Source organism: Streptomyces microflavus (genome assembly GCF_014650075.1).
Lineage (GTDB): Bacteria > Actinomycetota > Actinomycetes > Streptomycetales > Streptomycetaceae > Streptomyces > Streptomyces microflavus.
The window spans coordinates 741,345-767,187 of sequence record NZ_BMUG01000001.1 but is presented as its reverse complement, the minus strand read 5'-3'; the positions used below and the strand labels follow the sequence as shown (position 1 = coordinate 767,187).

At 70.8% G+C, this 25,843-nt stretch carries 28 protein-coding genes; 17 read left to right on the top strand and 11 right to left on the bottom strand.

Annotated elements, in window-relative coordinates; genetic code table 11:
* Nucleotides 1–57 precede the first annotated feature (57 nt).
* The 5 genes from IE264_RS03315 to IE264_RS03295 all read left to right on the top strand — a co-directional run bounded on the left by IE264_RS03315 (nt 58) and on the right by IE264_RS03295 (nt 5,676).
* The gene (locus tag IE264_RS03315) at nt 58–1,026 is read left to right on the top strand and encodes a DUF4429 domain-containing protein (protein WP_032753111.1); all 969 of its coding nucleotides are present in this window, start codon (nt 58–60) and stop codon (nt 1,024–1,026) included.
* Nucleotides 1,027–1,139: 113 nt separating this feature from the next.
* Complete coding sequence (locus IE264_RS03310) at nt 1,140–2,513, top strand: sensor histidine kinase (protein ID WP_032753113.1); 1,374 nt, start codon at nt 1,140–1,142, stop codon at nt 2,511–2,513.
* On the top strand, nt 2,510–3,199 hold the full coding sequence (locus tag IE264_RS03305) for a response regulator (protein WP_015608290.1): 690 nt from the start codon (nt 2,510–2,512) through the stop codon (nt 3,197–3,199). The genes IE264_RS03310 and IE264_RS03305 overlap by 4 nt, the downstream gene beginning before the upstream one ends.
* A 129-nt stretch (nt 3,200–3,328) precedes the next feature.
* Nucleotides 3,329–4,414, top strand: coding sequence for an alpha/beta hydrolase (locus tag IE264_RS03300; protein ID WP_032753114.1), 1,086 nt, complete (start codon nt 3,329–3,331; stop codon nt 4,412–4,414).
* Nucleotides 4,411–5,676: an acyltransferase family protein gene (locus IE264_RS03295; protein ID WP_032753116.1), complete on the top strand. Its 1,266-nt coding sequence runs from the start codon at nt 4,411–4,413 to the stop codon at nt 5,674–5,676. The genes IE264_RS03300 and IE264_RS03295 overlap by 4 nt, the downstream gene beginning before the upstream one ends.
* Nucleotides 5,677–5,763: 87 nt before the next feature.
* Here the strand turns inward: IE264_RS03295 and IE264_RS03290 are convergent, their stop codons facing one another.
* The 3 genes from IE264_RS03290 to IE264_RS03280 all read right to left on the bottom strand — a co-directional run bounded on the left by IE264_RS03290 (nt 5,764) and on the right by IE264_RS03280 (nt 7,915).
* Entirely contained in the window at nt 5,764–6,783 is a 1,020-nt protein-coding gene (locus tag IE264_RS03290) for an aldo/keto reductase (protein WP_032753118.1), read from the bottom strand.
* On the bottom strand, nt 6,783–7,292 hold the full coding sequence (locus tag IE264_RS03285) for a MerR family transcriptional regulator (RefSeq protein ID WP_078618851.1): 510 nt from the start codon (nt 7,290–7,292) through the stop codon (nt 6,783–6,785). Before IE264_RS03285 ends, IE264_RS03290 begins: the two co-directional genes overlap by 1 nt.
* An 83-nt stretch (nt 7,293–7,375) precedes the next feature.
* Nucleotides 7,376–7,915 (bottom strand): hypothetical protein, encoded by a 540-nt coding sequence (locus IE264_RS03280; protein ID WP_032753120.1) that lies wholly within the window; start codon nt 7,913–7,915, stop codon nt 7,376–7,378.
* Nucleotides 7,916–8,061: 146 nt separating this feature from the next.
* On the opposite strand from IE264_RS03280, the gene IE264_RS03275 reads away from it, so the two are divergent.
* Nucleotides 8,062–8,877, top strand: a complete 816-nt coding sequence (locus tag IE264_RS03275; protein WP_032753122.1) for a serine hydrolase domain-containing protein — start codon at nt 8,062–8,064, stop codon at nt 8,875–8,877.
* Here the strand turns inward: IE264_RS03275 and IE264_RS03270 are convergent.
* Nucleotides 8,843–9,325, bottom strand: coding sequence for an ATP-binding protein (locus tag IE264_RS03270; RefSeq protein WP_032753125.1), 483 nt, complete (start codon nt 9,323–9,325; stop codon nt 8,843–8,845). The two genes, IE264_RS03275 and IE264_RS03270, sit on opposite strands and share 35 nt — an antisense overlap.
* Before the next feature lie 83 nt (nt 9,326–9,408).
* Here IE264_RS03270 and IE264_RS03265 point away from each other — a divergent pair, with 83 nt between their 5' ends.
* Entirely contained in the window at nt 9,409–10,233 is an 825-nt protein-coding gene (locus IE264_RS03265) for a helix-turn-helix domain-containing protein (protein ID WP_032753127.1), read from the top strand.
* Nucleotides 10,217–10,483, top strand: coding sequence for a DUF397 domain-containing protein (locus IE264_RS03260; protein WP_032753129.1), 267 nt, complete (start codon nt 10,217–10,219; stop codon nt 10,481–10,483). The genes IE264_RS03265 and IE264_RS03260 overlap by 17 nt, the downstream gene beginning before the upstream one ends.
* Before the next feature lie 70 nt (nt 10,484–10,553).
* Here the strand turns inward: IE264_RS03260 and IE264_RS03255 are convergent, their stop codons facing one another.
* The 4 genes from IE264_RS03255 to IE264_RS03240 form a co-directional block, all read right to left on the bottom strand.
* The gene (locus tag IE264_RS03255) at nt 10,554–11,804 is read right to left on the bottom strand and encodes an aminotransferase class V-fold PLP-dependent enzyme (protein ID WP_308428475.1); all 1,251 of its coding nucleotides are present in this window, start codon (nt 11,802–11,804) and stop codon (nt 10,554–10,556) included.
* A gap of 47 nt (nt 11,805–11,851) precedes the next feature.
* The gene (locus tag IE264_RS03250; protein ID WP_032753131.1) at nt 11,852–12,133 is read right to left on the bottom strand and encodes a ubiquitin-like small modifier protein 1; all 282 of its coding nucleotides are present in this window, start codon (nt 12,131–12,133) and stop codon (nt 11,852–11,854) included.
* Between the two features lie 64 nt (nt 12,134–12,197).
* Nucleotides 12,198–13,004: a class I SAM-dependent methyltransferase gene (locus IE264_RS03245; protein WP_051821641.1), complete on the bottom strand. Its 807-nt coding sequence runs from the start codon at nt 13,002–13,004 to the stop codon at nt 12,198–12,200.
* The gene (locus IE264_RS03240) at nt 13,001–14,722 is read right to left on the bottom strand and encodes a CoA transferase (RefSeq protein ID WP_032753132.1); all 1,722 of its coding nucleotides are present in this window, start codon (nt 14,720–14,722) and stop codon (nt 13,001–13,003) included. The genes IE264_RS03245 and IE264_RS03240 overlap by 4 nt, the downstream gene beginning before the upstream one ends.
* Nucleotides 14,723–15,226: 504 nt before the next feature.
* Here IE264_RS03240 and IE264_RS03235 point away from each other — a divergent pair.
* Both IE264_RS03235 and IE264_RS03230 read left to right on the top strand, forming a co-directional pair.
* Nucleotides 15,227–15,676, top strand: coding sequence for a hypothetical protein (locus IE264_RS03235; protein WP_032753133.1), 450 nt, complete (start codon nt 15,227–15,229; stop codon nt 15,674–15,676).
* A complete protein-coding gene (locus IE264_RS03230) occupies nt 15,663–16,442 on the top strand; it encodes a class I SAM-dependent methyltransferase (RefSeq protein ID WP_051821643.1) in 780 nt (259 codons plus the stop codon). Before IE264_RS03235 ends, IE264_RS03230 begins: the two co-directional genes overlap by 14 nt.
* A 141-nt stretch (nt 16,443–16,583) precedes the next feature.
* On the opposite strand, the gene IE264_RS03225 is transcribed toward IE264_RS03230, so the two are convergent.
* Both IE264_RS03225 and IE264_RS03220 read right to left on the bottom strand, forming a co-directional pair.
* Complete coding sequence (locus IE264_RS03225) at nt 16,584–17,240, bottom strand: pirin family protein (RefSeq protein ID WP_032753379.1); 657 nt, start codon at nt 17,238–17,240, stop codon at nt 16,584–16,586.
* Between the two features lie 80 nt (nt 17,241–17,320).
* On the bottom strand, nt 17,321–17,524 hold the full coding sequence (locus tag IE264_RS03220; RefSeq protein WP_229887367.1) for a hypothetical protein: 204 nt from the start codon (nt 17,522–17,524) through the stop codon (nt 17,321–17,323).
* A 338-nt stretch (nt 17,525–17,862) separates the two neighbouring features.
* Here IE264_RS03220 and IE264_RS03215 point away from each other — a divergent pair, with 338 nt between their 5' ends.
* The 5 genes from IE264_RS03215 (at nt 17,863) to fabF (ending at nt 22,765) form a co-directional block, all read left to right on the top strand.
* Nucleotides 17,863–19,062: a PucR family transcriptional regulator gene (locus tag IE264_RS03215; protein ID WP_015608300.1), complete on the top strand. Its 1,200-nt coding sequence runs from the start codon at nt 17,863–17,865 to the stop codon at nt 19,060–19,062.
* An 89-nt stretch (nt 19,063–19,151) separates the two neighbouring features.
* Nucleotides 19,152–20,069 (top strand): ACP S-malonyltransferase, encoded by a 918-nt coding sequence (locus IE264_RS03210; protein WP_015608301.1) that lies wholly within the window; start codon nt 19,152–19,154, stop codon nt 20,067–20,069.
* Between the two features lie 13 nt (nt 20,070–20,082).
* A complete protein-coding gene (locus IE264_RS03205; RefSeq protein WP_015608302.1) occupies nt 20,083–21,114 on the top strand; it encodes a ketoacyl-ACP synthase III in 1,032 nt (343 codons plus the stop codon).
* Between the two features lie 63 nt (nt 21,115–21,177).
* Nucleotides 21,178–21,426, top strand: coding sequence for an acyl carrier protein (locus IE264_RS03200; protein WP_014045780.1), 249 nt, complete (start codon nt 21,178–21,180; stop codon nt 21,424–21,426).
* Between the two features lie 76 nt (nt 21,427–21,502).
* Nucleotides 21,503–22,765: a beta-ketoacyl-ACP synthase II gene (gene fabF / locus IE264_RS03195; RefSeq protein WP_015608303.1), complete on the top strand. Its 1,263-nt coding sequence runs from the start codon at nt 21,503–21,505 to the stop codon at nt 22,763–22,765.
* 161 nt (nt 22,766–22,926) lie between these two features.
* Here the strand turns inward: fabF and IE264_RS03190 are convergent, their stop codons facing one another.
* Complete coding sequence (locus tag IE264_RS03190; protein WP_015608304.1) at nt 22,927–23,421, bottom strand: DUF3145 domain-containing protein; 495 nt, start codon at nt 23,419–23,421, stop codon at nt 22,927–22,929.
* Nucleotides 23,422–23,820: 399 nt separating this feature from the next.
* On the opposite strand from IE264_RS03190, the gene IE264_RS03185 reads away from it, so the two are divergent.
* Nucleotides 23,821–24,732 carry an SGNH/GDSL hydrolase family protein gene (locus IE264_RS03185; protein WP_190167568.1) on the top strand — a complete coding sequence of 304 codons (912 nt, stop codon included), beginning with the start codon at nt 23,821–23,823 and terminating at the stop codon, nt 24,730–24,732.
* An 11-nt stretch (nt 24,733–24,743) separates the two neighbouring features.
* Nucleotides 24,744–25,784, top strand: coding sequence for an aldose epimerase family protein (locus IE264_RS03180; protein ID WP_032753135.1), 1,041 nt, complete (start codon nt 24,744–24,746; stop codon nt 25,782–25,784).
* The last annotated feature ends 59 nt before the right edge of the window (nt 25,785–25,843 follow it).

Here is a 25,843-nt window from a genome sequence, read left to right as displayed (position 1 = left end):
AATTGCGACTTACGCCGAGGGGGGACGTGTGAGCCTGTGCCGCATACGATGAGGCACATGGGTGATGTGCTGGCCGGAATTCATGCCACCTGGGAGTTCGACACCGACTCCGTGCTCATCCGCTTCGAACGGGGTATCCGCACGCCGAAGCTCCTGCAGAGCCTGCGGGAGCGCCGCATCCCGCACGCTGCGATGTCGTCGGTGACGCTGACCCCGGGCAAGCGGGACACGGTGGTTCTGCGTGTCGTCCCGAGACCGGGTGCCGATCCGCTCCTGGAGGCTGCCGCGGGGCAGCTCAAGGAGGGGTGCGACCCCTACCGCCTGGTGCTTCCGGCGGAGCGGGAGCTGCTCGCGGAGTATTACGCGGACGAGCTGCGGTCCTGTCTGGGCCCCGCGTCCGACGAGCCCGCCGACCGCTTCATGGTCGCCGCCCCCGAGGCGCCGATGCAGTTCAAGGCGTACGACGGGCGGGCCGCGTTCGACGGGGAGCGGGTCTCCTTCCGGTGGTTCTGGACGGGGGCCTCCAGCGCGAAGTGGAAGGCCGGTGACCAGACGTACCGGGTGAGCGAACTGGCCGGAATCGAGTGGCGCTCCCCCGAGGCCCTCGACGGCTACCTCCGTCTGGTGCCCCGCGCCGCCGTCCCGGCGGACCACCGGACCGGCGGCAGCCTCGGTGACCTGCACGGGCCCGACGCCACCGGTTCCACCGCGGCGGGCACGACCGTGAACGGCGTCCCGGCCGCCGTGAACCGCGTCGCGGCCGACCAGGATCCGGCGGCAGTGGTTTTCGGCCTCGGCTACGGGCCGGTGCACGAGTCGCTGCCCTTCGCCGCCGCCGTACTGGAATCCGTACGCCGGACCCAGAGCGCGCCGGCCGTCCCGGCCCCGGTCCTCGTGAACGCCGGGCGGCGCGACCCCGCGGACATCGCCGAGCGGATACATCACCTCGGCGAACTCCATCAGGCGGGCCTGGTGACGGACGACGAGTACAGCGCGAAGAAGGCCCAGCTGCTCGCGGAGCTGTGAGGCCCGGTGGGAGGAGCGGGCGCACCCCGTACCCCGGTATGAGGCGGACCGGACACGGTCGGGTCCCCGGTATGACGCCCGGGCCCCGGCCCACTGCCTAGGCTGGCCCGGTCATGCCCACTTCCCCCGCCGGGCCCCTGCCGCCCGCCGACGGCCTGCTGAGCGCCGCCCGCCGCAATCTGCGGGAGCTCGCCCACGGGCTGTCCCACGCGTCCCATCCGTCCACGCCGTTGCTGGCCCACGCCCCGAAACGGTGGCAGCGGCTGCTCCCGTACGTCGTGGTCCTCGCCCTTGCCTCGACCTTCATCCCGGTCACCATCACCGTCCTGACCACGGACTACGGTGTGCCCGGCGCGCTGGCGGGGGCGCTCGGTGTGGCCCAGGCGGCACCGCTGCTGATGCTGGCCCACCGCCCCCTCCAGGCGTGGTGGATCATCTTCCCCGCCGACATCCTGGGCGCGCTGGTGATGCTGGCGCAGCCCGCCGAGCCGGACGGCGTCTGGCCGTGGACCCCGCCGGGGATCGTCGCCTATCTCTTCCTACTGCTGGCTCTCGGGCTGCGCGAGACGCGGCGGACCGTGATCGCCGTGTGGGCGGCGACCGGCGCCGCCGGAGTCGTACTCCACCTGATCGCACCGGACCGCAGCAGTGACAGCGCCCTGCTGCTGACCATCCTGGCCGCGGTCGTGCTGGTGATCGGCGGGGCGGTGCGGGAGCGGGGCGTGGCGCAGCGCCGGCTCGCCGAGCAGGAGACGATCAGCGAGGCCGAGCGGGCCCAGCGCACGCTGCTGGAGGAGCGGACCAGGATCGCGCGCGAGCTGCACGACGTGGTCGCCCACCACATGTCGGTGATCACCGTGCAGGCCGACTCGGCGCCCTACCGGATCAGCGGGCTGCCGAAGGCCGCCGAGGAGGAGTTCACGGCCATCGCGGCGGCCGCACGGGAGTCGCTGGGCGAGATGCGGCGGCTGCTTTCGGTGCTGCGCAGTGACGGCACGGAGGGCGACCGGGCACCGCAGCCCGGCCTCGACCGGCTCCAGCAGCTGGTGGAGGCGACCGTGCGGGCGGGGCTGCCGGCGGAGCTGGCGCTCAGCAAGGAGCTGAGCCCGGGGCAGGGCTCCCGGCTGAGCGAGGTGCCCCCGGCGGTGGACCTGTCGGCGTACCGGATCGTGCAGGAGGCCCTGGCCAATGTGGTGCGGCACGCGCCGGGGGCCCGGACCCGGGTCCTCGTCGCGACGGAGAGGAACCACCTCATCGTGCTGGTCGTCAACGGACCCGCCGCCAGGCGCCGCGGTTCGCCGCTGGAGACGAGCGGAACCGGGCACGGGCTGGTCGGGATGCGCGAGCGCGTACGGTTGACCGGCGGCACGCTGGACACCGGCCCGCTGCCCGACGGCGGGTTCCGGGTCGCGGCCCGGATGCCGCTGCCGCCCGCCACCGCGCCGTCCGCCGCATCTGCCGACCCATTGCCTCCGGAGGATCTGTGACCATCCGCGTGATCATCGTCGACGACCAGGCCATGGTGCGGGCGGGGTTCGCGGCGCTGCTGGCCGCGCAGAGCGACATCGACGTGGTGGGCGAGGCGGCGGACGGCCGGCAGGGCGTGGACGTCAGCCGCAACCAGCACCCGGATGTGGTCCTGATGGACGTGCGGATGCCGGAGATGGACGGACTGGCCGCCGCCCGCGAGCTGTTGAACCCGCCGATCGGGGTGGTGCACCGGCCGAAGGTGCTGATGCTGACCACCTTCGACGTGGACGACTACGTGTACGAGGCGCTCCGCGCCGGGGCCTCCGGGTTCCTGCTGAAGGACGCGCCCCCGGCCGATCTGATCGCGGCGGTACGGGTGGTGGCGGCGGGCGACGCGCTGCTGGCGCCCTCCGTGACGCGGCGGCTGATCGCGGACTTCGCGGCGCAGCGGCCCTCGGGAGCGACGCGTGGCGGGCAGGCGCTGCGGCTGAACGCCCTGACCCCGCGCGAGAGCGAGGTGCTGGAGCTGATCGCCCGGGGGCTGTCGAACCAGGAGATCGCGGAGCGGCTGGTGCTGGCCGAGCAGACGGTGAAGACGCACATCGGCCGGGTGCTGGCCAAGTTGGACCTGCGGGACCGGGCGCAGGCGGTGATCTTCGCGTACGAGTCGGGGCTGGTGACGCCGGGGGACGCGGGGGCCTGACCCTTCGCCCACCCCCTACCCCAGTAGCACATCGCAGTTGGCCCCCCGGTGTGACGCCCCCTCACCCATCTTCTTCTTACCTTCCTCTCGCTCGCGCCGCTCGGTGCGGCAGCGGAGAGGGAGGGCACGATGCGCCGATACGCGAGGACCGTGGTCGCGTTCGCACTGGCTACGAGCGTGGTGACGGGCACCGCGGGCTGGGTTTCGGGGGATGCGCAGCAGGCGCTGACCGGGCCGCCGCCGGGCACCACGTCGTGGCGGGCGGACCGGGCACTGGGCGAGGAGCTGCCCGACCCGGAGCGCTCGACACCCACCGAAGTAGCTTCCTTCTTCGCGGAGTTGAGCGAGCGGAAGCGTCAACTGCTCCTCGTTCGACACCCAGCCGTCGTGGGCAACCTCGACGGCGTGCCCCTTGAGCTGCGGTACCGCGCCAACTCCCTTGCCCTCACCACCGCCGAGGACCCCCGCTACCGCTCGCTCGCCACGCCCGGCCGCCAGATCCTCGCGTTCGACCCGCGCGGGCGCGGCCAGGTCGCCGAGGTCTTCGGGGATCTGCGCTCGGCGCGCAGGGTCTCGGTGGTGGTGCCCGGCTCCGACAACGACGCCGGGACCTTCGACCGGAAGGTCGCCGACCACGGGGCCCCGCCCGGTATGGCCAGGACCCTGCACAAGGCGGCCGGTCCGGACACCGCCGTCATCGCCTGGGCCGGGTACACCACCCCCGTGGGCGTCGGCATCGACGCGGCGACCGGGCGGCTCGCGGAGGCGGGCGCCGGGCGGCTGGAGCGATTCACGCAGGGGCTGACCGCCGACGGCCTGCCCGAACCGGCCGTCTTCTGCCACAGCTACGGCTCCGTCGTCTGCGGCCTGGCCGCGCACCGCCTGCCCGCCACCGACCTGGTGGTCCTCGGCTCCCCCGGTATGCGGGCGGACGATGTGGACGGGCTGCGGACCCGGGCGACGGTGTGGGCGGCGAAGGACCCGACGGACTGGATCGACGACGTTCCGAGCGTGCGGTTCGCCGGGCTCGGCCATGGCACCGACCCCACGGACCCGGCGTTCGGCGCCCGGCGCATCCCGGCCGGCGACGCTCAGGGCCACGCGGGCTACTTCGCCCCGGGCACGGAATCGCTCCGGGCCTTCGCGGCGATCGCCCGGGGCGCCTCCGCCGACACCACCGCCGGCTCCGCCGCCGTGGAAGGCGCGGCCCGATGAACGCCCCGGCCAGCACGGGTACCCCGGCCCGCACCCGAACCGTTTCCCGCGCGCAGCGGCTCGCCGCCCGCGTCGACGCCGCCACCCCCGCCCACCGGGACCGTGCCATCGACGGCCTGCGGGCCCTGGCGCTGCTCGCCGTGCCGCTCGGGCACTGGATGCTCGGCGGCTTCCGGCTCGACGCGGACGGGCTGCACAACGCAAGCCCGCTCTCGACGTTCGAGGTCTTCGCCCCGCTCAGCTGGGTGCTCCAGATGCTGGGGATCTTCTTCCTGGTCGGCGGGTACGCCTCCGTCCTCTCCTACCACCGCCGCCCCTCGACCACGGCCGCCTGGCTGCGCGGGCGGCTGGTCCGGCTCGGCAGGCCGGTGCTCGGGGTGACCGCCGTGTGGGCGGTGCTGCTGGCCACGCTGTCCTGGCTCGGTGTGCCGGCCGACACCCTGCGTACGGGGTCGACGCTGGTGATCCAGCCGCTCTGGTTCGTCGGGGTGTACACCGTGGTCACCGCGCTCACCCCGCTCTGCATCCGCCTGGCGCGGAAGCTCGGCGGGTGGGCGGCGCTGCCCCTGCTGGGGTCGGTCGCGGTGGTGGACTTCCTGCGGTACGGGCCCTTCGCCGAGGGGATGCCGTCCTGGCTGAGCGTGCTGAACATCCTGCCGGGGTGGCTCTTCGCCTATCAGCTCGGCGTCTCGTGGGGCGAGGGGCGGATCGGGAAGCGGGGTGCGCGGCTGCTGCTCGTCGGGGGCGGGGTCCTCTTCGCCGTACTGCTGCTCGCGTTCCACTACCCGGCGTCGATGGTCGGCGTGCCGGGCGAGGTGCGGACCAACTCGCACCCGCCGTCGCTGCTGGTGGTAGCGCTGGCGGCGGCCCAGAGCGGGGCGGCGATCCTGCTGCGGGACCGGCTGGGGCGGTTGCTGCGCAGGCCGCTGCTGTGGGCGCCGGTCGTGGTGGTCAACCTGTCGGCGATGACGATCCTGTGCTGGCACCAGAGCGCGATGCTGGCCGCCGCCGTACCTGCCTCGTTGCTGAACGGTGGTACGGCGGCGGTGGCGGGGCTGACGACCGGCCCGGACACGGTGGGCTGGGTGCTGGCCCGGATCGTGTGGCTGCCGGTGTTCGCGGGGCTGCTGGTGCTGATAGCCCGGTACACCCGCCGCTTCGACGCCCCCTGGAAGGCGGGCACCCGGGCCGCGAACGCCCGCCGCGCGCTGGCGGGACTGCTGGCGGCGGGGTTCGCGGTGTTCGCGCTGGGGCTGGCGTGAGGGGCACAGGGCGCCTGGTCATGATGAACTTCATGAACCAGGTGGTAACGGCAGAAGGCTCCCGGAATGAGCGGGCCGCTCCCCCGCCTACTCCCGCGCCACCGACGTACTGCTCATGTTCGGGTACCGGTCCCCCGCCACCTGGCCAGCGATCGGCTCCAGCAGGGCCAGCTCCTCCGCCGTCAGCGTCAGCCGGGTCGCCGCCACGTTCTCCAGCAGGCGGCTGCGCTTACGGGTGCCGGGGATCGGGACCACCGTCAGACCGTGCACCTGTGCCTGCTGCTGCACCCAGGCGAGCGCCACCTGCGCGGCCGTCACCCCGCGAGCGGCGGCGATCTTGTGGACCGGCTCCAACAGGGCCGCGTTCGTACGGGCGTTGTCGCCGGTGAACCGGGGCTGGTACTTGCGGAAGTCGCCGTCGGACAGGTCCTTGGCCGCATCGGTGAAGGCCCCGGTGAGGAAGCCCCGGCCGAGCGGCGAGTACGGCACGAGCGTGACGCCCAGCTCCGCCGCCGCGCCGACCGCGCTCTTCTCCACGTCCCGGCTGAAGAGGGACCACTCCGACTGGAGAGCGGCGATCGGATGCACGGCGTGCGCCTCACGCAGCTCGGGGCCGGTCACCTCGCTCAGGCCGAGCTGCTTGACCTTGCCCTGCTGCACCAGCTCCGCCATCGCGCCGACCGATTCGGCGAGCGGGACGGCCGGGTCGCGGCGGTGCATGTAGTAGAGGTCGATGACGTCGGTGTTCAGCCGTCGCAGGCTCGCCTCGACGGCGGTCCGGATGTACGCGGGGTCGTTGCGCACCGCCCGGTACTCCGGGTCGTCCGTCCTCTCGACGGCGAACTTGGTGGCGAGCGTGATCTCGTCACGGTGGGCTCCGGCGAAGGGCGCGAGGAACTCCTCGTTGGCCCCGCGCCCGTAGATGTCCGCAGTGTCGAAGAAGGTCACACCCGCTTCCAGCGCCGCATCCAGGGTGTCCCGGGCGGAGAGCTCGTCGGTGTCACCGTAGAACTCGCTCATGCCCATGCAGCCGAGGCCCTGGACCCCGATCCGCGGTCCACCGGAGCCCAGCTCGACGGTGGCGATCCTGTTCGTGTCGTCGGTCATCAGGCACTGTGCCTTTCCGGCGCCCGGCGGGCGCCCGCGTAGTACTCGATCTTGTGGTCGAGGACGGCGAGGGTGTCATGGAGCTCCGCGATCCGCGTGATCACATCGCGACGGGTCGACTCCAGCAGCTCCTGCCGCTCTTCGAAGGTCGACTCGCCGACGCGCAGCAGCTCCGCGTAACGCACCATGTCGGCGACGGGCATCCCGGTCAGCCGCAGCTTGCCGACGAAGACCAGCCAGTCCAGGTCGCGGTTGGAGAAGCGGCGCTGGCCCGTGTGCGAGCGGTCGACGTGGGGCATCAGCCCGATCCGTTCGTACCAGCGCAGGGTGTGCGCGGTGAGCCCGGTGAAGGCGACGACCTCGCTGATCGTGTAGCTGTCCTTGCCCGCGGGCCGGGGGTGCGCCTCGGGGGCGGCCGTACAGGCGTCCACCCCTGTGGAGGGCCGCTGGGGCTGCGGCTGTGTGCTGGTCGCGGGAATGCTCCGGGAAGTTCCGTCGATCACCGTCATGCCCTCCACGCTAAATCCTTGGAGTGCACTCGAAGCAAGCGAAGCCGGAGGGAATCAGTGGGCATCAGCGGAAACAGGGAGCATCAGAGTTCGTCCTCCGCCCGGGACAGCGCGTCGGTGATCACCCGGGTGGCGAAGTCGGCGTCGTCGGCGATGCGGTTGATGTGCTCCGCGAGCAGGAAGGCGGTGGCCTCCAGGGGGGTCATCTCCGCCTCGGTCCAGTCGCCGTACTGCTTGCGCCAGAGGCTGGGGCTCAGGCCGGTGCCCGCGGCGATGACGAGGCCCGCCATGGTCGGGACGGCCTCCGGGCGGATGCTCATGGGCATCATGCGCATCGAGGCCACGAGGGTCGGGACCACGTATTCGATGACGTCCTTGTCGTGGTCCTCGTGGGCCTTCCGGAGCCACGTCATGAACATGTAGATCAACGTACACACGCCGTCCAGCAGGTCGTCGGCGCCGTCGGGCCCCAGGGACTCGGTGAACTGCGCCATCATCGCCTGCTGCTCGGCATCGCTCTCGGGACTGCCCTCGTGGATGCTCCGGAGCCGGGAGTCGATCAGCATGAGCGCTGCGCCGACATCGCCGGCGGGAGCGTGCTGGGGGCCGTAGGGCGATGACACAGGTGACACGGAAACCTCCTCGGACGGCTGCGGTGCGCAGCGCTACGCTTCCGCACAGTAGTCGGCCGGGGAAGCGGGAGTTGGTGACTTCATCACCTTTCGGACGCGGTGCGGCCCCCGCCGGACCGAACGTTAGGCTCGGGTCCATGGAGAGCTTGCGGATCATCGACACCTGGCCCGTCCCGACCGCGGCGGCCGCCGTCGTACGGGCGGACGGCACCGTCCTCGGTACGCACGGGCCGACCGCCCACCGCTTCCCCCTCGCCTCGGTCACCAAGCCGCTGGCGGCCTACGCGGCGCTGGTGGCGTACGAGGAGGGGGCGATCGAGCTGGACGAACCGGCCGGGCCCGAGGGCTCCACGGTCCGCCACCTCCTGGCCCACACCAGCGGCCTCGCCTTCGACGAGCACCGGGTGACGGCCCCTCCCGGCAACCGCCGCCTCTACTCCAACGCGGGCTTCGATGTGCTGGGCGACCACATCGCGAAGGCGTCCGGCATCCCGTTCGCGGAGTACCTGCGCCAGGCGGTCCTGGAGCCGCTGAACATGGCCTCCACCTCGCTCGACGGCTCCCCCGCCCGCGACGGCGTCTCCACCGTGGACGACCTGGTCCGCTTCGCCGCCGAGGTCCAGGCCCCCCGCCTCCTCGACCCCCGTACGGTCCTCGAAGCCCAGAGCGTCGTCCACCCGGGCCTCAAGGGCGTCCTGCCGGGCTACGGCCACCAGAGCCCGAACGACTGGGGCCTCGGCTTCGAGATCCGCGACTCCAAGTCCCCGCACTGGACGGGCACCTCGTCCTCCCCGGCGACCTTCGGCCACTTCGGCCAGTCGGGCACGTTCCTCTGGATCGACCCGGTGGCCGGGGTCGCCTGCGTGGCGCTGACCGACCGGGCCTTCGGGCCGTGGGCGGCCGAGGCCTGGACCCCGTTCACGGACGCGATCCTGTCGGAGGTCGCGGGCTGAACCGGGCGCGGTCGCCCGTCGCCTTCTTCCGGTCGACGCACTCGAACCACACGGTCTTCCCCGTACCGTCCCACCGCTTCACCACGCCCCAGTCGTCGGTCACGGCGTTGACCAGAATCAGCCCCCGCCCGCCGTCGTCGAGTTCGTCGCGCTTGATCGCGAGCGGGATCGCCGTGCTGTTGTCGGCCACCTCCACGCGTACGCCGTCCCCGGTCGGCAGCCGGAAGATGAAGGTCTGGCAGCGGCGCCCCGGCACGTGCCGCACGACGTTGGAGATCAGCTCGGTGAGCGCGAGTTCCGCCGCCGGGGCGAGTTCGAGCAGGTCCCAGGTGGTGAGGTAGAGCCGCATGATGCGGCGCAGATGGCGGGCGGAGTGCTCACCCATGGCGAGGTCGGCACGGTAGACGGGCTCCCCGGGATCAATTCGGGGGATGGATACACGGTTCATGCTCCCAGCCTGCGATCACCTGGCTACGCTCGGCTACGCCGTGAACCGAACGCCGCGAGGCGTTGCCCCCGGAGGTCCGTGCTGTGGCCAACATCCAGACGCTCGACCCGAGCGCTTCCCCTCTCGACTACTTCGGCTCGGAGCTGCGCCGCCTGCGCGAAGCGCACGGCCTGAAACAGGGCCAGTTGGGCATCAAGCTGTACTGCTCGGGGTCGCTGATCGGCCAGATCGAGACGACGAAGAAGGTCCCCACCCGCGAGTTCGCCGAGCGCCTCGACACGGTGCTGAGCACGGACGGGCACTTCTCCCGGCTGGTGGGGCTGGTCCTGCGAAGCCAACTGCCGAGCTGGTTTCGTCCGTACGCGGACATGGAGGCGAAAGCCGCGTACATCGCGACGTACCAGTCTCAGCTGGTCTACGGGCTGCTGCAGACGGAGGCCTATGCGCGGGCGGTCCTGGCCACCGGCATGCCGGACGACCTGGACAGCCTGGTGGCCGCCCGGATGGAGCGCCAGCGGATCCTGGAGCGCGAGCAGCCGCCGCTCACCTGGGTGGTCCTGGACGAGGCCGTGCTGTACCGCCCGATCGGCGGCCACGAGGTGATGCGAGCCCAACTCGGCAGGCTGTTGGAGTTCGCCTCGAATCGCTGGATGCAGATCCAGGTACTGCCCTTCGAGGCCGGTGAACACGCGAGTCTGGATGGCTCGTTCAACCTTCTGCGCTTCGATGGCGACCCGGACCTCATCTACACCGAGGACCTCATCTCCGGCCATATGACGGCCAACCCCGACACGATCCGGGAGGCCTCGCTCCGATACGCTCACCTCCAGGCCACCGCACTCTCCGTCGAGGAATCGGTGGCGCGGATCAGCCGCGTGATGGAGGAGCGTTATGGAGACCGGCCCTGACCTGAAGAGCGCGGAGTGGCGTAAGTCCAGCTACAGCGGATCCACGGGCGGCGACTGCGTCGAATGCACCGTGACCGGCGGCGCCGCCTGGCAGAAGTCCTCCTACAGCGGCAACACCGGCGGCGAGTGCGTAGAGATGGCTGCCGGGCCCTGCGGCTCCGTCCCCGTCCGGGACAGCAAGAACCCCACAGGCCCCGCGATCACCATCGGCGCCCCCGCCTGGCGGGCGTTCGTGGACGGGCTGCGCTGAGGCCACGTATCCGGTGAAGCGGCGGCCGGTGCCTGCGGGCCCCCGGTCGGCCGCTTTTCGGGCTCCGGCGTCAACTACCGTCGCGCATCAGCGCTTTCAGCGAACCGACGAAGCGATCAATGTGCTCGTCGGTTGTTCCCGCACCGAAGCTCACCCGCACGGCGTTCAGCGGCGCCGTTCCGCCTTCTTCCGCTTCACAGCTCGCTGTCGCCGCATCGCCCAGAAGGTGCCGCATCAAAGGGTGGGCGCAGAACATTCCGGCGCGGACTCCGATTCCGTATTCCTGCGACAAGCGGTCCGCCAACGTCAGGCTGTCGACCCCGCTTATCGTGAACGACATCACCGGTACCCGCTCCGCCCCGTCGGAGAAGAGGTGGAGCAGCCTCAGCCTCGGCACGCCGTCCAGGCCCGCACGGACCCTGTCCATCAGGTATTTCTCGCGTTCCATCAGCGCATCGAAGCCCACACCGCTCAAGGCGCGGCATGCCGACGCAATCGCATAGGCCCCTATCACATTGGGACTTCCCGCCTCGTGCCGCGCCACCCCCCGTTTCCATTCCACCTCCAGGCGGCTCGCCCGGGTGCGCCTCACCGACTGGGTGGCCCCGCCGCCGGCCAGGTACGGTTCCGCCCGCCCGGGCCAGTCCCATCGGCCCGCCAGAACGCCGGCGCCGAACGGTGCGTAGAGCTTGTGTCCGGAGAACGCCACCCAGTCGACGCCGAGGTCCTGAACGGAGACGGGCCGGTGAGGGACCAGCTGGGCCGCGTCGAGCACGACCCTAGCGCCTCGCCGGTGGGCGACGTCGGTCATCCTCCTCACCGGCCACAGTTCGCCGGTGACATTGGACGCGCCGGTGAGACACACCAGAGCCTCCGCGCCCGGGTCGTGATCCTTCAACGCCAGGTCAAGGATCTCCACGGCGTGCGCGGGAGAGCGGGGAGCATCGAGAAGGACCAGTCGGTCGTGCCGCCAGGGAAGAAGCACCGCATGATGGTCGGTGTCGAACGCGTAGACCGGGCACCCCTCCGGCAGACACCGGGCGAGCATGTTCAGCGAATCCGTCGTGGAACGGGTGAAGACGACTTCGTCGTCATGGCGGAGATGCAGAAACCGGGCCACTTCCTCGCGGGAGTTCTCGAACACCGATGTCGAGTACCGCGAGAGGTGGCCGGAGCCGCGATGGACACTCCCGTACCGGGGTACGAACTCCGTTATGTCTTCCCACACTTGGCTGAGGACGGGCGTGGAGGCCGCGTAGTCCAGGGCGGCATAGGTCATTTCACCGTGCTCGGTGAGAACGTTGACGTCCCAACTGAGCACCCGCAGCGGAGGTGCGCAGTTGGGAGAGGTCTTCCTGCACGGAGGGTTCAACAACAGCCCCCCGCCACACCCGGGAGGATGGACACCTCGGCGCCGTCCGGCACAGCGGTGTGCAGGTTCTCCTTGAAGCGGACGTCGTTGTCGTTGACGTAGATGTTGACGTACCGGCGCATCGAACCGTTCTCGTCCAGGATGCGCTGGGAGATCCCGGGGTGGTTCTCCTCCAGGTGGGCGATGACCTCGGCGACGGTCTTCCCTTCGGCCGGCACGCTGGCCCGGTCGTCGGTGTACTGGCGCAGGATGTTCGGGACTCGGACAGTGATGGGCATGGGGTTCTACCTCCAGGGTGATGGGCGTGCCACGGCAGGTGTGATCCGGGCTGTCGAGCGGGTGTCAGGTGCTGACCGGCGTGACGACCGCCTGGAGGCAGTCCATCCGGATCCGGACCTGACCGGGATGGTCGGTGCCCTCACTGAACTGGGAGAACAGCGCGAGCAGCGACTGGCGGATTTCGCGGGCGACGGAGGCGTTCGATTCGTCCAGGGCCAGCTTCGCGGGCCCGAAGTCCTGGCAGAGGATGTCCGTCCATTCCCCGACGGACGGGACTTCGATGTAGATGCGGGACTCCTCGGCCTCGATGTTCGCCCTGTCGCCGAAGAGCCGGTGCAGCCCTTCCGACGTTCCCCACGCCGTGGAGCAGTGAAGGATGCTGTCCACGAGCGGGCACGCCGAGTGGAGGATTTCGAGCATGGTCGTGATCGGGGACGCGGGTCCCCAGCTGCCGACCACGATCCGCCCCGTGGGCCGGCACACCCGGAGCAGCTCGGCCGCGCACGCGACGGGGTCGGGAGCGAACTGCACGCCCCCGGCCGAGATGACGGCATCGAACAGCTCTGCGGGAAAGGGCATGTTCTGCGCATCGTAGTTACGCAGGGTCAGTTGGAGGTTCTTCGCCTGTGCTCGGCGCTGTGCGACGCCCAGCATGTGCAGATCGGTGTCGATCGCCGTGACCGTGCAGTCGCGTTCCGCCGCCGCCAGGGCGGCGTTGCCGGTCGCGGTGGCCACGTCCAGGACGCGCTCCCGCGCCTGGAGTGCCGCACGGTCGCACAGGGCGACACTGAGGGGATACAGCCTGTTCGCCACCTTCTGGTAGCGGTCGGCGGCCCAGTACCGTTCCTTGAGGCGGCTCGCCCCTGTCACGAGATCCTCCAAGGGGGTGCGACGTGGATTCCGTGGTCATAGCGCAGCCACAAGGGGTCGAGCGGGTTCTCGATGACGTCGTCCATGGTGCGGACACGGGTGGCGGCCAGCCCCTCCGCCCGCAGTTCCTCTTCCCATGTCTGATCGGTGTGGGACCGTAACGCCCGCACGAAGTCATCCCGGCCGGCCTCCGCCCCGATCCCCAGCCGCCTGCGCAGATAGCGGGTGTCGTCCACCGCGAGGTAGCCGGACTTCGTCGGCAGCGGGTGGAACGCGGGTCCCGTCTTCGGGCGCGTGAAGGTCATCAGAACGTGCGCCGCATGTCTGAGGGACGACTCCACATAGCACCCGAACCCGGTGTGCTGGCGTTGCATGAGGCCCGTCAGGATCCCCTCGGCGCACAGCAGGCCGCCCAGCGGGTCGAGCATGGTCATCTGGCTGACGGCCGGTTGTTCGCCGTCACCACGCACGGCCCTGCCCATGCCCGTCGCCGACTGGATCGACCAGTCCGACGCGGTGTGCGGCCACTTCTCGTCATCGGGAGGGCTGCCCGTGGCGTGCGCGTAGACCAAGGACGGATTGACCCGGCGCAGCGTCGCGTAGTCGAGGTGCGCCGGTCCCAGCTTGCCCGGCGACCAGTTCGTCAGGAACACCGAGGCCCGCGACACGACCTCGTGCACGCGGCGCCGGCCGCGCGGGGTTCCCAGATCGACGCACAGAGCCTCTTTGCCCCGGTGCAGGGAACGGAACGACACCGAGCACCCCGCGCGCACCGGCTCCACACCCCGGGCGGGGTCGCCGTCCGGCGGCTCGATCCGCCACACCTGGGCACCCAGACAGGCGAGGATCCGGCCCGCATAGGACCCCTGGAGGTAGTGAGTGGCCTCGACGACCTGCATCCCGGCCAGCGGAAGCCAGCGCGGAGGCAACGATCCCTCGTCGAGGTTCTCCGCCGGGGGCGGCCCGGTCCACGGAGACGGCGACAGCAGCCACGGTTCGATCAGGTCGTCGCCGATCGGACGGGACACGTCGATCACGCAGACGTTCTCTTCGTGAGCGACCTGTGTGACCTTCTTCAAGGGGATGCGCGCGGCCCGGTGAACGGACTCCGGCACCCGGAAGCACGCCGTCCACTGCCGCGCCTCGTGCGACCGCCACGAGGCCATCGCGTCATGGCCCTCGACGCCGAGCTGCTTCCAGAACGCCGCCCACCGCTCCGGCCGGAACGTTTCCACCTCTATCCAGTGCCCGTCGGAGGTCAGGAAGGGCGGCGGCCTGCCCGCTCCGAGCGTCTCCGGGATCGGCCCCAGAGCGGTCAGCTCCACGTGATGCGACTGGGAGAACAGCGTGGCCGAGCCGGCGTCCACCACCACCTGCGACACGTCCAGGCTGCCGCGCGCCTGTGCGACCAGAGCCGCCATGATGCCCTGGCCGGCGGCGATCGCGCCGCACACGGAGGCAAAGGGAACTCCCGTACGGCGGGGGCCTTCGCCCTCGCGGCGCCCGAACAGACTCATCAGCCCGCACGCCGCCTGCAGCGTGGCCTCGCCCACCACATACTGGCCGAACGGTGCCACCAGGCTCAGGACCAGGGGCGGATGCCGGTAGGCGATGGCGCTGACCTGCCAGTTACCCGGCGCCCCTTTCACCGGCATCAAATTGATGCCGAGGTGCGCGAAATGCCGCTTCCAGTCACGAGCGACGAAGGACGACTCCATCGAACTCACCTGAATCTCTGGTCATTGCGTATGACCGCACACCGGGGCCTTCGCCAAGAAGAGGGAAAAGCGCAAGCCATGAACGGCCGTAAAGGCGCGGGGGCCGGTCCGGCAGCTTCCCCACGCTGTACGCCTGCGGAAGCCGGCCGGCCCTCTCGCATATTCAGGCCCCGGTCTCGGCGAACACAATCCCTGCGCAGCAGCGCACAGTTGTGTGGAGCACCGGCTGCTTACCGCTGGCGCACCACCGCTCGGGCGGCACCGGCCGGAGTGCCCTTGCACGCCGGTCCCAGCCCCCTTGCGGAACGGAATCGGCGGCGATTTCCTGTGAGTGCCCCTGTGCAGAACACCCTACGCACCACACGGGCACCATATACGCGTACCGCCCCTTCCACCCCACACACCAGCGCGCGAATGTATGGGGGAAATGCGCCGTCAGCACTGCGCGGTACGCCGGTCATACGCCGGGACGATTCATCCGGCATCTCATTCGAGGGAGCACTGGTGACGCAGGCACACCCGGAGCCCAGGCCCCGTCGACCGGTCGATTTCCCCCGGCGCTCCGACCGTTCCCTGCTCGGCGCTCGGCGGGAAGAGCTGGAATCCGCCGCGTACGCCCTGCGGTCCGCTCCCCCGGCCGCGGAACGCAAGCTGCGGATGCTCACCGTGATGCGCGCGCTGATCAGTCTGCGGCGGTCCGGCCACGTCCGATACGCGCCCCACTGGCACGAGGAGCGCCTCTCCGCGGAGGGCGCCTTCATCGACGAGGCGGGGCTCCGCACCGTTCTCGGATGCAGTCCGGCCGTCAACGAGAGGGTGTCGATCCTCGGAGAGGACCTTCACGGCACCGTCGTCTACCGGGCCGTGGGCATCGAGCCCGCCGACAGCCGCTCTCCGGTGGATGTCCGACGATCCGTCCGATCGAGCTGGGGAGGTTTCGTTGAACGACCATGATGCCTACTGGTCGGCTTACCACTACCAGGCCGTCGCCGACAAACTCTCCGGGATCAGCCGGCGTCTGGTGCAGGAAGCCGACATCACATCGAGGCATCGTGTCCTTGATGTGGCGTGCGCCACCGGCAACGCTGCCATATACGCGGCACAGCGTGGCGCTGCCGTGACAGGGCTGGACTTCGATCCGATGATGGTGCGGGCCGCCGGTCAGCGGCGGGACCGACTACGTATGTCGGTGCGCTTCCAGCAGGGCGACGCGGCCGAGATGCAGTTCGCGGATGCTTCGTTCGACCGGGTGCTTTCGACCTATGGGTCGATGTTCGCGCCCCAGGCCGAAGCCGCGGCCACGGAAATGCTTCGCGTGTGCCATCCCGACGGCATGATCGTGATGGCGAACTGGAATCCGGAGAGCGTCATCACGGCCATGTTCCAGACATTGCACGAACTCCACCCGGCTGCGGAATCAATCCGGAGAATCGCCCGGATGTGGGGGACGGCAACGGGGCTACGCCGCCTTTTCGGTCCAACTCCGCGGATCCATACCAACATCTGCCACTACCACGTTCCGGCAACGGCAGACGAGCTCGCATCGATATTCGCCGACCATTTCGGACCCGCCTTGCGCGTGGTGGAAGAGCTCGGCGAGTCTGCACGTGAGCAGATCCGGGAGAAGCTGCTTCACCTCTTCACCCAGCACACCGTTGCCGCACCCGATGGCAACGGGGTGTGTGTGGACTACCTGTACGCCAAGATCAGCCCTGCCTGAGGGCACTCACCCGGATTCCCGGAAGGCTCATCACATGCTCGGGACATGCTCGGAGTCGGTCGGACGAGCATCGGGCCCGTCGCCCTGCTCTTCGACTGCTCCTCCGTGCCGGGACATCCGTACAGCCGGCGCCGGAACCCGTCAGCGCATCTCCCAGACCAGCATCTCCGCAGCCTCCACCACCGCAGCCGCCTCCAGCCCGTCCGCACCCGTGACCCGGGCCGCGTCCCCCGGCCCCAACTCCTCACCACCCAGCCCGACTCTCCCCCGCACCACATGCACGTACAGGCGCACCGCGTCCGGCAGTGCCGTGCGCTCGCCCTCCCCGAGCCTGCGGACGTGCAGCATCGCACCGGCCGCGGGCAGGGCGTACGGGGTCGAGTCCGCGATGCCGGGGACGACCGTGTACGAGGGTTCACCGCCGGACTCCAGGGGGGCCAGCCACATCTGGAGGAAGGTCAACGGGTCCGGGCCGTCGTTGCGTTCGACGTGGCGGACTCCGGCGGCGGCGCTGAGATGGGCGACGTCCCCGGCGCGTACGACGGTGGAGTGACCGGCCGAGTCGCGGTGGGTCAGCTCGCCCTCGACCACCCAGGTGACGATCTCCGTATGGCTGTGCGGGTGCTCGTCGAAGCCCGCGCCGGGGGCGAGGCGCTCCTCGTTGCAGGCCAGGACCGGGCCGAAGCGGAGGTTGTCGGGGTCGTAGAAGGGGCCGAAGGACAGGGCGTGCCGGGTCTCGATACCGGCGTCCGGCTCGCCGCCCCGGTAGCGGTCATCGGACCGGTGTACGGAAATCACCTGGCCACGGTAGCCCGGGGGCGCCCAGATGGCCGCCCGCCCTGTCTGCACGCACCGACCCGCAGGAAGGCCGACGCGGGTCAACACCTTGAGTCGTCCGCCCATACCGCGACAACTGCGGCCCCCTGGCGGACGGCTTCTTCCGGGTCCTCGGCCAGCTTCGCGCAGGACTCTGCTGCCTCCGGCGCCCCGCCAGGTCCCATGAGCGCGTCGTGCACCCCTGTCTGCAGCCAGTCGGCCCGGTTGTCGTCGGCCTCGGTGATCGCGCGGGCGATGAGTTTCATGGCGGCCACCGTCCCCACCCGGGTCAGAGCTTCTGCCGTCTGCCGCGTCACCGCCGTGTCATCGACGTCCAGCAGCAGCCGCGCCAACGCTTCTGCGGCCTCAGCAACATCGGCGGAGGAGGCGAGGTCCCGACCGGCACGAACGCGTCGCGTCCACGTACGGGATGACGCCTCGGACAGGGTTGCCGCCAACCCCTTCGTCATTTCTCGCACGACCGGACGGTCTCATGTCCCGCAGGGAAGATCGAGTGCCGGGCAGACCCTCCCGTACCCACCGGTAGGAACGACCCTCGCCCCGCCCCACCGATCCACCGGCCCGATAAGGCAGTCTTGTCCTCGTGCCCCGACCCGATCCTGAGCATTCCGCCGCCCACGACGCCCACCTGCATGCCGCGACCCTGAAACGGCTGGAGCAGTCCTCCGGCCGGCTGGCCGCGAACGCGATTGCCCGCATGGACGAATCGCTGCCGTGGTACCGGGCGATGCCCCCGGAGAACCGGTCCTGGATCGGCCTGGTCGCCCAGGCCGGTATCGCGGCGTTCACCGAGTGGTTCCGGCATCCCGAGACCCCGCAGGCCATCTCGACCGATGTGTTCGGCACCGCCCCGCGCGAGCTGACACGAGCGATCACGCTGCGGCAGACCGTCGAGATGGTGCGTACGACGATCGAGGTCATGGAGGCCGCGATCGAGGAGGTCGCCGCGCCGGGCGACGAGTCCGTGCTGCGGGAGGCGCTGCTCGTCTACGCGCGGGAGATCGCCTTCGCCACCGCCCAGGTCTACGCCCAGGCCGCCGAGGCCCGGGGTGCCTGGGATGCCCGGCTGGAGTCGCTGGTCGTGAACGCGGTGCTGTCCGGGGAGGCCGACGAGGGGGCCGTGTCCCGGGCCGCCGCGCTCGGGTGGAACTCGCCCGAGCACGTCTGCGTCATCCTCGGCACCGCGCCCGACGGGGACAGCGAGCTCACCGTGGAGGCGATCCGGCGGGCCGCCCGGCACGCGAAGCTCCAGGTCCTCACCGGGGTCCTCGGCAACCGGCTCGTCGTCATCGCGGGCGGCAGCGACAACCCGCTCCAGGTCGCGAAGGGCCTGATCGGGCCGTACGCGGCCGGTCCGGTCGTCGCCGGACCCGTGGTCCCGGACCTGCTGGCGGCCACCCGGTCCGCGCAGGCCGCGGCGGCCGGGCTGAAGGCGTGCCTGGCGTGGCAGGACGCGCCGCGCCCGGTCCTGGCGGACGATCTCCTGCCCGAGCGCGCGATGGCGGGGGACCCTGCCGCGCGGGACCAGTTGGTGGAGGAGATCTACAGACCGCTGGAGGAAGCCGGTTCGGCGCTTCTGGAAACGCTGAGTGTCTATCTCGAACAGGCGAGCAGCCTCGAGGGAGCCGCACGGATGCTTTTCGTCCACCCCAACACCGTGCGCTACCGGCTACGACGTGTGACCGACGTCACCGGATGGTCACCCTCCGATGTGCGCTCCGCGTTCACCCTGCGGATCGCTCTGATCCTGGGGCGCTTGGCCGCGGCGGATCCTCAGTCCTAGACTTTTGTCGGACTTCAACAATTCCCCTGACGGTTCTTCGTCCCTGTCCCCACGGGCGTGCGGAGCCGTCCACAAGAGAGAGTGTGAGGGTGCTCGTACTCGTCGCTCCCGGCCAAGGCGCTCAGACGCCCGGCTTCCTGACTCCCTGGCTCGACCTCCCCGGTGCCGCCGACCGCATCGCGGCCTGGTCCGACGCCATCGGGCTCGACCTTGCCCACTACGGCACGCAGGCCGACGCGGACGAGATCCGCGACACGGCCGTCGCCCAGCCGCTCCTGGTCGCCGCCGGCCTGCTCTCGGCCGCGGCCCTGGACGCGCCCTCCCCCGACGTCGTCGCGGGTCACAGCGTCGGTGAGATCACCGCCGCCGCGATCGCCGGTGTCATCGGTGACGAGGCGGCACTCCGCTTCGTCCGTACCCGGGGGCTCGGCATGGCCGAGGCCGCCGCGGTCACCGAGACCGGTATGGCGGCCCTGCTCGGCGGCGACCCCGCCGTCACGGTCCCGCACCTGGAGAAGCTCGGCCTGACCCCCGCCAACGTCAACGGGGGCGGCCAGATCGTCGCCGCCGGCACCGCGGCCCAGATCGCCGCCCTGGAGGCCGACAAGCCCGAGGGCGTACGCCGGGTCGTCGCGCTGAAGGTGGCCGGCGCGTTCCACACGCACCACATGGCCCCGGCCGTCGAGAAGCTGCGCGCGGCCGTCGGGGACCTCACGGTCACCGACCCGACCGTGCGTTACGTTTCCAACGCCGACGGCCACACGGTCGCCACCGGCACCGAGGTCATCGCCCGGCTGGTCGGCCAGGTCGCCAACCCGGTCCGCTGGGACCTGTGCATGGAGACCTTCCAGGAGCTCGGCGTCACCGCGCTGGTCGAGCTGAGCCCCGGCGGCACGCTCACCGGGCTCGCCAAGCGGGCGCTGCCCGGTGTGAAGACGCTCGCGCTCAAGACCCCCGACGACCTCGACGCCGCCCGCGCGCTCATCTCCGAGCACGCAGGCGTTTAAGGAGCCCGAGAGCATGTCGAAGATCAAGCCCAGCAAGGGCGCCCCGTACGCACGGATCCTCGGCGTCGGCGGCTACCGCCCGACCCGTGTCGTGCCGAACGAGGTGATCCTCGAAACGATCGACTCCTCCGACGAGTGGATCCGCTCGCGCTCCGGCATCGTCACCCGCCACTGGGCCTCCGACGAGGAGACCGTGGCCATGATGTCGATCGAGGCGTCCGGCAAGGCCATCGCCGACGCGGGCATCACGCCCGAGCAGATCGGCGCGGTCATCGTCTCGACCGTCTCGCACTTCAAGCAGACCCCGGCCGTCGCCACCGAGATCGCCCACAAGATCGGCGCGGGCAAGCCCGCCGCCTTCGACATCTCGGCCGGCTGCGCGGGCTTCGGCTACGGCCTGACCCTCGCCAAGGGCATGATCGTCGAGGGTTCGGCGGAGCACGTCCTCGTGATCGGCGTGGAGCGGCTCAGCGACCTGACCGACCTGGAGGACCGCGCGACGGCCTTCCTGTTCGGTGACGGCGCGGGCGCGGTCGTCGTCGGCCCCTCCCAGGAGCCGGCCATCGGACCCACCGTGTGGGGTTCCGAGGGCGACAAGTCCGAGACCATCAAGCAGACGGTGTCCTGGAACGAGCTGCACATCGGCGACGTCTCCAAGCTGCCGCTCGACTCCAAGGGCGAGATCAAGTTCCCGGCCATCACCCAGGAGGGCCAGGCGGTCTTCCGCTGGGCCGTCTACGAGATGGCGAAGGTCGCCCAGCAGGCGCTGGACGCGGCCGGGATCTCCCCGGAGGACCTGGACGTCTTCATCCCGCACCAGGCCAACATGCGGATCATCGACTCGATGGTGAAGACCCTCAAACTGCCGGAACACGTCACGGTCGCCCGTGACATCGAGTCCACCGGCAACACGTCCGCCGCCTCGATCCCGCTCGCGATGGAGCGGCTCCTGGCGACCGGTCAGGCGAAGAGCGGCGACACCGCGCTCGTCATCGGCTTCGGGGCGGGTCTCGTCTACGCCGCGACGGTCGTTACCCTCCCCTAGGCACACCGGACCTTTTGGTCCGTACGCACGAACCCTGAAGAAACCCACCGAAGGAGCGCCAAGATGGCCGCCACGCAGGAAGAGATCGTCACCGGTCTCGCCGAGATCGTCAACGAGATCGCCGGGATCCCGGTCGAGGACGTCCAGCTGGACAAGTCCTTCACCGACGACCTGGACGTCGACTCGCTGTCCATGGTCGAGGTCGTCGTCGCCGCCGAGGAGCGCTTCGACGTCAAGATCCCCGACGAGGACGTCAAGAACCTCAAGACGGTCGGCGACGCTGCCGACTACATCCTGAAGCACCAGGGCTGATCCCAGCCCGGCTGTGTCGCCACCCGGCGGTGGCGCCGCTGATTCACGACCCTCTACACGTGGAGAAGATTTTCCAGTGAACTCGACCAATCGCACCGTGGTCGTCACCGGTATCGGCGCAACCACTCCGCTGGGTGGCGACTCCGCATCGACCTGGGAAGGTCTGATGGCCGGCCGCTCCGGCGTCAAGCCTCTCGAAGGCGAGCGCTTCGCCGAACTGCCCGTCCGGATCGCCGCCCTCGCGGCCGTCGACCCGGGCGACGTACTGCCCCGCCCGCTCGCCCGCAAGCTGGACCGCTCGGCGCAGTTCGCGCTGATCGCGGCCCGCGAAGCCTGGGCGGACGCGGGCTTCACCGCCAAGGCCGGTGAGGACGAGAACGTCCGCCCCGAGCGGCTCGGTTCGGTCATCGCCTCCGGTATCGGCGGCGTGACCACCCTGCTCGACCAGTACGACGTGCTCAAGGAGAAGGGCGTACGCCGCGTCTCCCCGCACACCGTTCCCATGCTCATGCCCAACGGCCCGGCGGCCAACGTCGGCCTGGAGGTCAACGCCCAGGCCGGTGTCCACACGCCGGTCTCCGCCTGCGCCTCGGGCGCGGAGGCGATCGGGTACGCCGTCGAGATGATCCGTACCGGCCGGGCCGACGTGGTCGTCGCCGGCGGCACGGAGGCGGCGATCCACCCGCTGCCGATCGCGGCCTTCGCCAACATGATGGCGATGTCCAAGAGCAACGACGAGCCGGAGAAGGCCTCGCGCCCGTACGACACGGCCCGTGACGGCTTCGTCCTCGGTGAGGGCGCCGGCGTCGTGGTCCTGGAGTCCGCCGAGCACGCCGCCGCGCGCGGCGCCAGGGTCTACTGCGAGGTGCTGGGCCAGGGCCTGTCGGCCGACGCCCACCACATCGCGCAGCCCGAGCCCACCGGGCGGGGCATCGCCGCCGCGATGCAGAACCTGCTGGACTCCAGCGACCTCAAGCCGTCCGAGGTGGTCCACCTCAACGCGCACGCCACGTCCACGCCGCAGGGCGACCTCGCGGAGATCAAGGCGCTGCGGAAGGTTCTGGGCGACGACCTCGACCATGTCGCGATCTCGGCCACGAAGTCGATGACGGGGCATCTGCTGGGTGGTGCGGGCGGTATCGAGACGGTTGCCACCGTGCTCGCGCTGCACCACCGGATCGCTCCGCCGACGATCAACATCGACGACCTCGACGAGGCGATCGACGCGGACATCGTGCGGGGGGAGCCCCGGGTGCTGCCCGCGGGGCCGATCGCGGCGATCAACAACTCGTTCGGGTTCGGTGGGCACAACGTGGTGCTGGCGTTCCGGTCCGTGTGACCTTGTGCTTTACGGGTGAAGCCCGCTCCCGGTTGTCGGGGAGCGGGCTTCGTCGTGCGTTTTCGGGGCTCTGCCCCGGACCCCGCTCCTCAATCGCCGGAGGGGCTTGAATTGCTCCCGGTCACCGCTCGGTGAGGAGCAGCCGGAGGGGCTGGATCGGGCTACACCACCTGGTGGAGCCAGCGGACCGGGGCGCCCTCGCCCGCGTGGCGGAAGGACTCCAGTTCGTCGTCCCACGGCTTGCCCAGGAGGGAGGCGATCTCCACCTCCAGGTCGCTCTCGCCGCGCGTCGAGCGGGCCAGGGCCGCGCGCAGGCGGTCCTCGGGGATCAGGATGTCGCCGTGCATGCCGGTGACGGCGTGGAAGATGCCCAGGCCGGGGGTGGAGCTGTAGCGCTCACCCTCGGCGGTGGGGCAGGGCTCGGCGGTCACCTCGAAGCGCAGGAGGTCCCAGCCGCGCAGGGCGGAGGCGAGCTGCGAGGCGGTGCCGGCGCGGCCCTTCCAGGAGAATTCGGACCGCCAGGTGCCGGGCGCGGCCGGCTGTCTGATCCAGTCCAGCTGGACCCGCACACCGAGGACGCCCGCCACTGCCCATTCGACATGTGGGCACAGCGCGCGCGGTGCGGAGTGAACGTACAGGACTCCACGTGTCGTCACCGGAACATCCCGTGTGGGACGAGGTACGCCTTCCCCAGCGGCCTCGCGCCCGTACCGCCTCTTTTCGGCCGGTTCCCGAGGTTGTCATGAGTAAACAGCATCGGGAGTTAATCTCCTGAAAAGGGACAGTGTGTGACGTGACGTAATGTACCGGAGCCACCTGCCGTGACGAGGGCGGGCGCGGTGCCACTGGTTCGACGGGGAAAAGCTACCGTGCGCCGGGGCCGTCCGTGTGACGTACCGTCGGTCCGGTGCCTCTGATTCGCCGGCTTTCACCCGGCAGGGCGCGCACGCCTGCGACCTGGGGATCGTGGGCTTGCCCGGGGCATGGCCAGGGGCATAGACCAGAGGTTGACCGGAGGGGATCTGAGAATGCCGGAGCGTGCGACACGCCCTCGGATGCGTACCGCCGGAGCGGCGCTGTCGGCGCTCTCCTTGGTGGGGGTGGCCGCGCTGGCCGGATGCAGCAGCGGGGATTCGGGTGACGGCGTGTCACGGAACGCGCCCGCCGCCTCCTCGCCCTCCGTGTCGCCGTCCCCCTCCGCATCCGCCGCCTCCGGCTGGAACCCGAATCCGGGATCGGTCGCGGCGGTCGGGGACTCCATCACCCGGGGCTTCGACGCCTGCTCGGTGCTGGCCGACTGCCCGGAGGTGTCCTGGGCGACCGGGAGCGACAGCCTGGTGCGCAGCCTCGCCGTGCGGCTGCTCGGCACATCGAAGGCGGCGGACCGCAGCTGGAACCACGCCGTGTCGGGGGCCCGGATGGTCCAGCTCCCGGAGCAGATGGCACTGGCGGCGAAGGAGCGGCCGGAGCTGGTCACGGTGATGATGGGTGCGAACGACGCGTGCCGGGACTCGGTGCGGCTGATGACGCCCGTGGCGGACTTCCGGGCGTCGTTCGAGGCGTCGATGCGGCAGCTGCGGGCCGGGGCGCCCGAGGCGCAGGTGTACGTGTCCAGCGTGCCGGACCTGAAGCGGCTGTGGTCGACCGGGCGGCTCAACGAGACCGGCAAGAAGATCTGGGAACTCGGGATCTGCCAGTCGATGCTGGCGGACGCGGACGATCTGGGGCCCGCGGCCGTGGCGCGGCGGGACGCGGTGCAGGACCGGGTGGTGGCGTACAACGAGGTGCTGCGGGACGTCTGTGCGAAGGACCGGCACTGCCGGTACGACGGCGGGGCCGTCTTCGGCTTCCGCTTCACCGGGGCGCAGCTCAGCCAGTGGGACTGGTTCCACCCGAGCCGCGACGGCCAGGCCCGGCTGGCCGAGATCGCCTACCGCAACATCACGGCGGCCGAGCCGCCCGCGTAGGGTCCAGCACCATGAGCACGGGCGCAGGCACAGGCACAGGCACAGGTACGAGCACAACGGCGTATGCGGAGGACTTCGGCGCGCTCGCGGACGGGTCGCCCGTCCGCCGGTGGACGCTGGAGCGGGACGGGGTCCGCGTCCGCGTGCTGACGTACGGCGCGATCGTGCAGTCCGTGGAGGTGCCGGGGCGCGACGGCGTGCGCGGAGCCGTGGCGCTGGGGCTGCCGGAGGTGGCGGGGTACGAGGAGTTCCCGGCCCCCTACTTCGGTGCGGTGGTCGGGCGGTACGCGAACCGGATCGGGGGCGCCTCCTTCGTCCTGGACGGCCGCACGCACCGCCTGACGCCCAACGAGGGACGCGTCCATCTGCACGGCGGGCTGCGGGGCTTCGACAAGCGGGTGTGGGAGGCGGAGGCGGTCCCGGGCGGGGTGCGGATGTCGCTGGTGGCCGAGGACGGCGAGGAGGGCTATCCGGGGCGGCTCGACTTCTCGGTGACGTACACCCTGGAGGCGGGCGGGGCGCTGCGGATCGGCTACCGGGCGGTGACCGACGCGCCGACCGTGCTCAACCCGACCTCCCATCTGTACTGGAACCTGGCGGGCGCGCTGAGCGGGAGCGCGCTGGGGCAGGAGTTGCGGATCGCCGCCGGGCGCTTCACGCCGGTGGACGCGGACGCGGTGCCGACCGGTGAGCTCGCCCCGGTGGCCGGGACCCGGTTCGACTTCCGGCGGGGGCGGGCGGTGGAGGCCGGGTACGACCAGAACTTCGTGCTGGACGGGGATGGAGGCGGGGACGGGAACGCGGGCGGTTTCGCCGCTGAGTTGTACGACCCCGGCACCGGGCGCGTGCTGACTGTGCGGACCACCGAGCCGGGGCTCCAGCTCTACACGGCCGACCACTTCGACGGGCGGCCGTTCGTGCCGTGCGCCGGGATCGCGCTGGAGACCCAGCACTTCCCGGACTCCCCGAACCGGCCGGAGTTCCCCAGCACCGTGCTCCGGCCGGGCGAGGAGTTCACCTCCCGCACGGAGTACGCGTTCTCGGTGCGCTGAGGCCCCGGAGAGCTGAGGCCCCGGAGAGCTGAGGCGCCGGGGCCGGTGCTGGGGCCGGG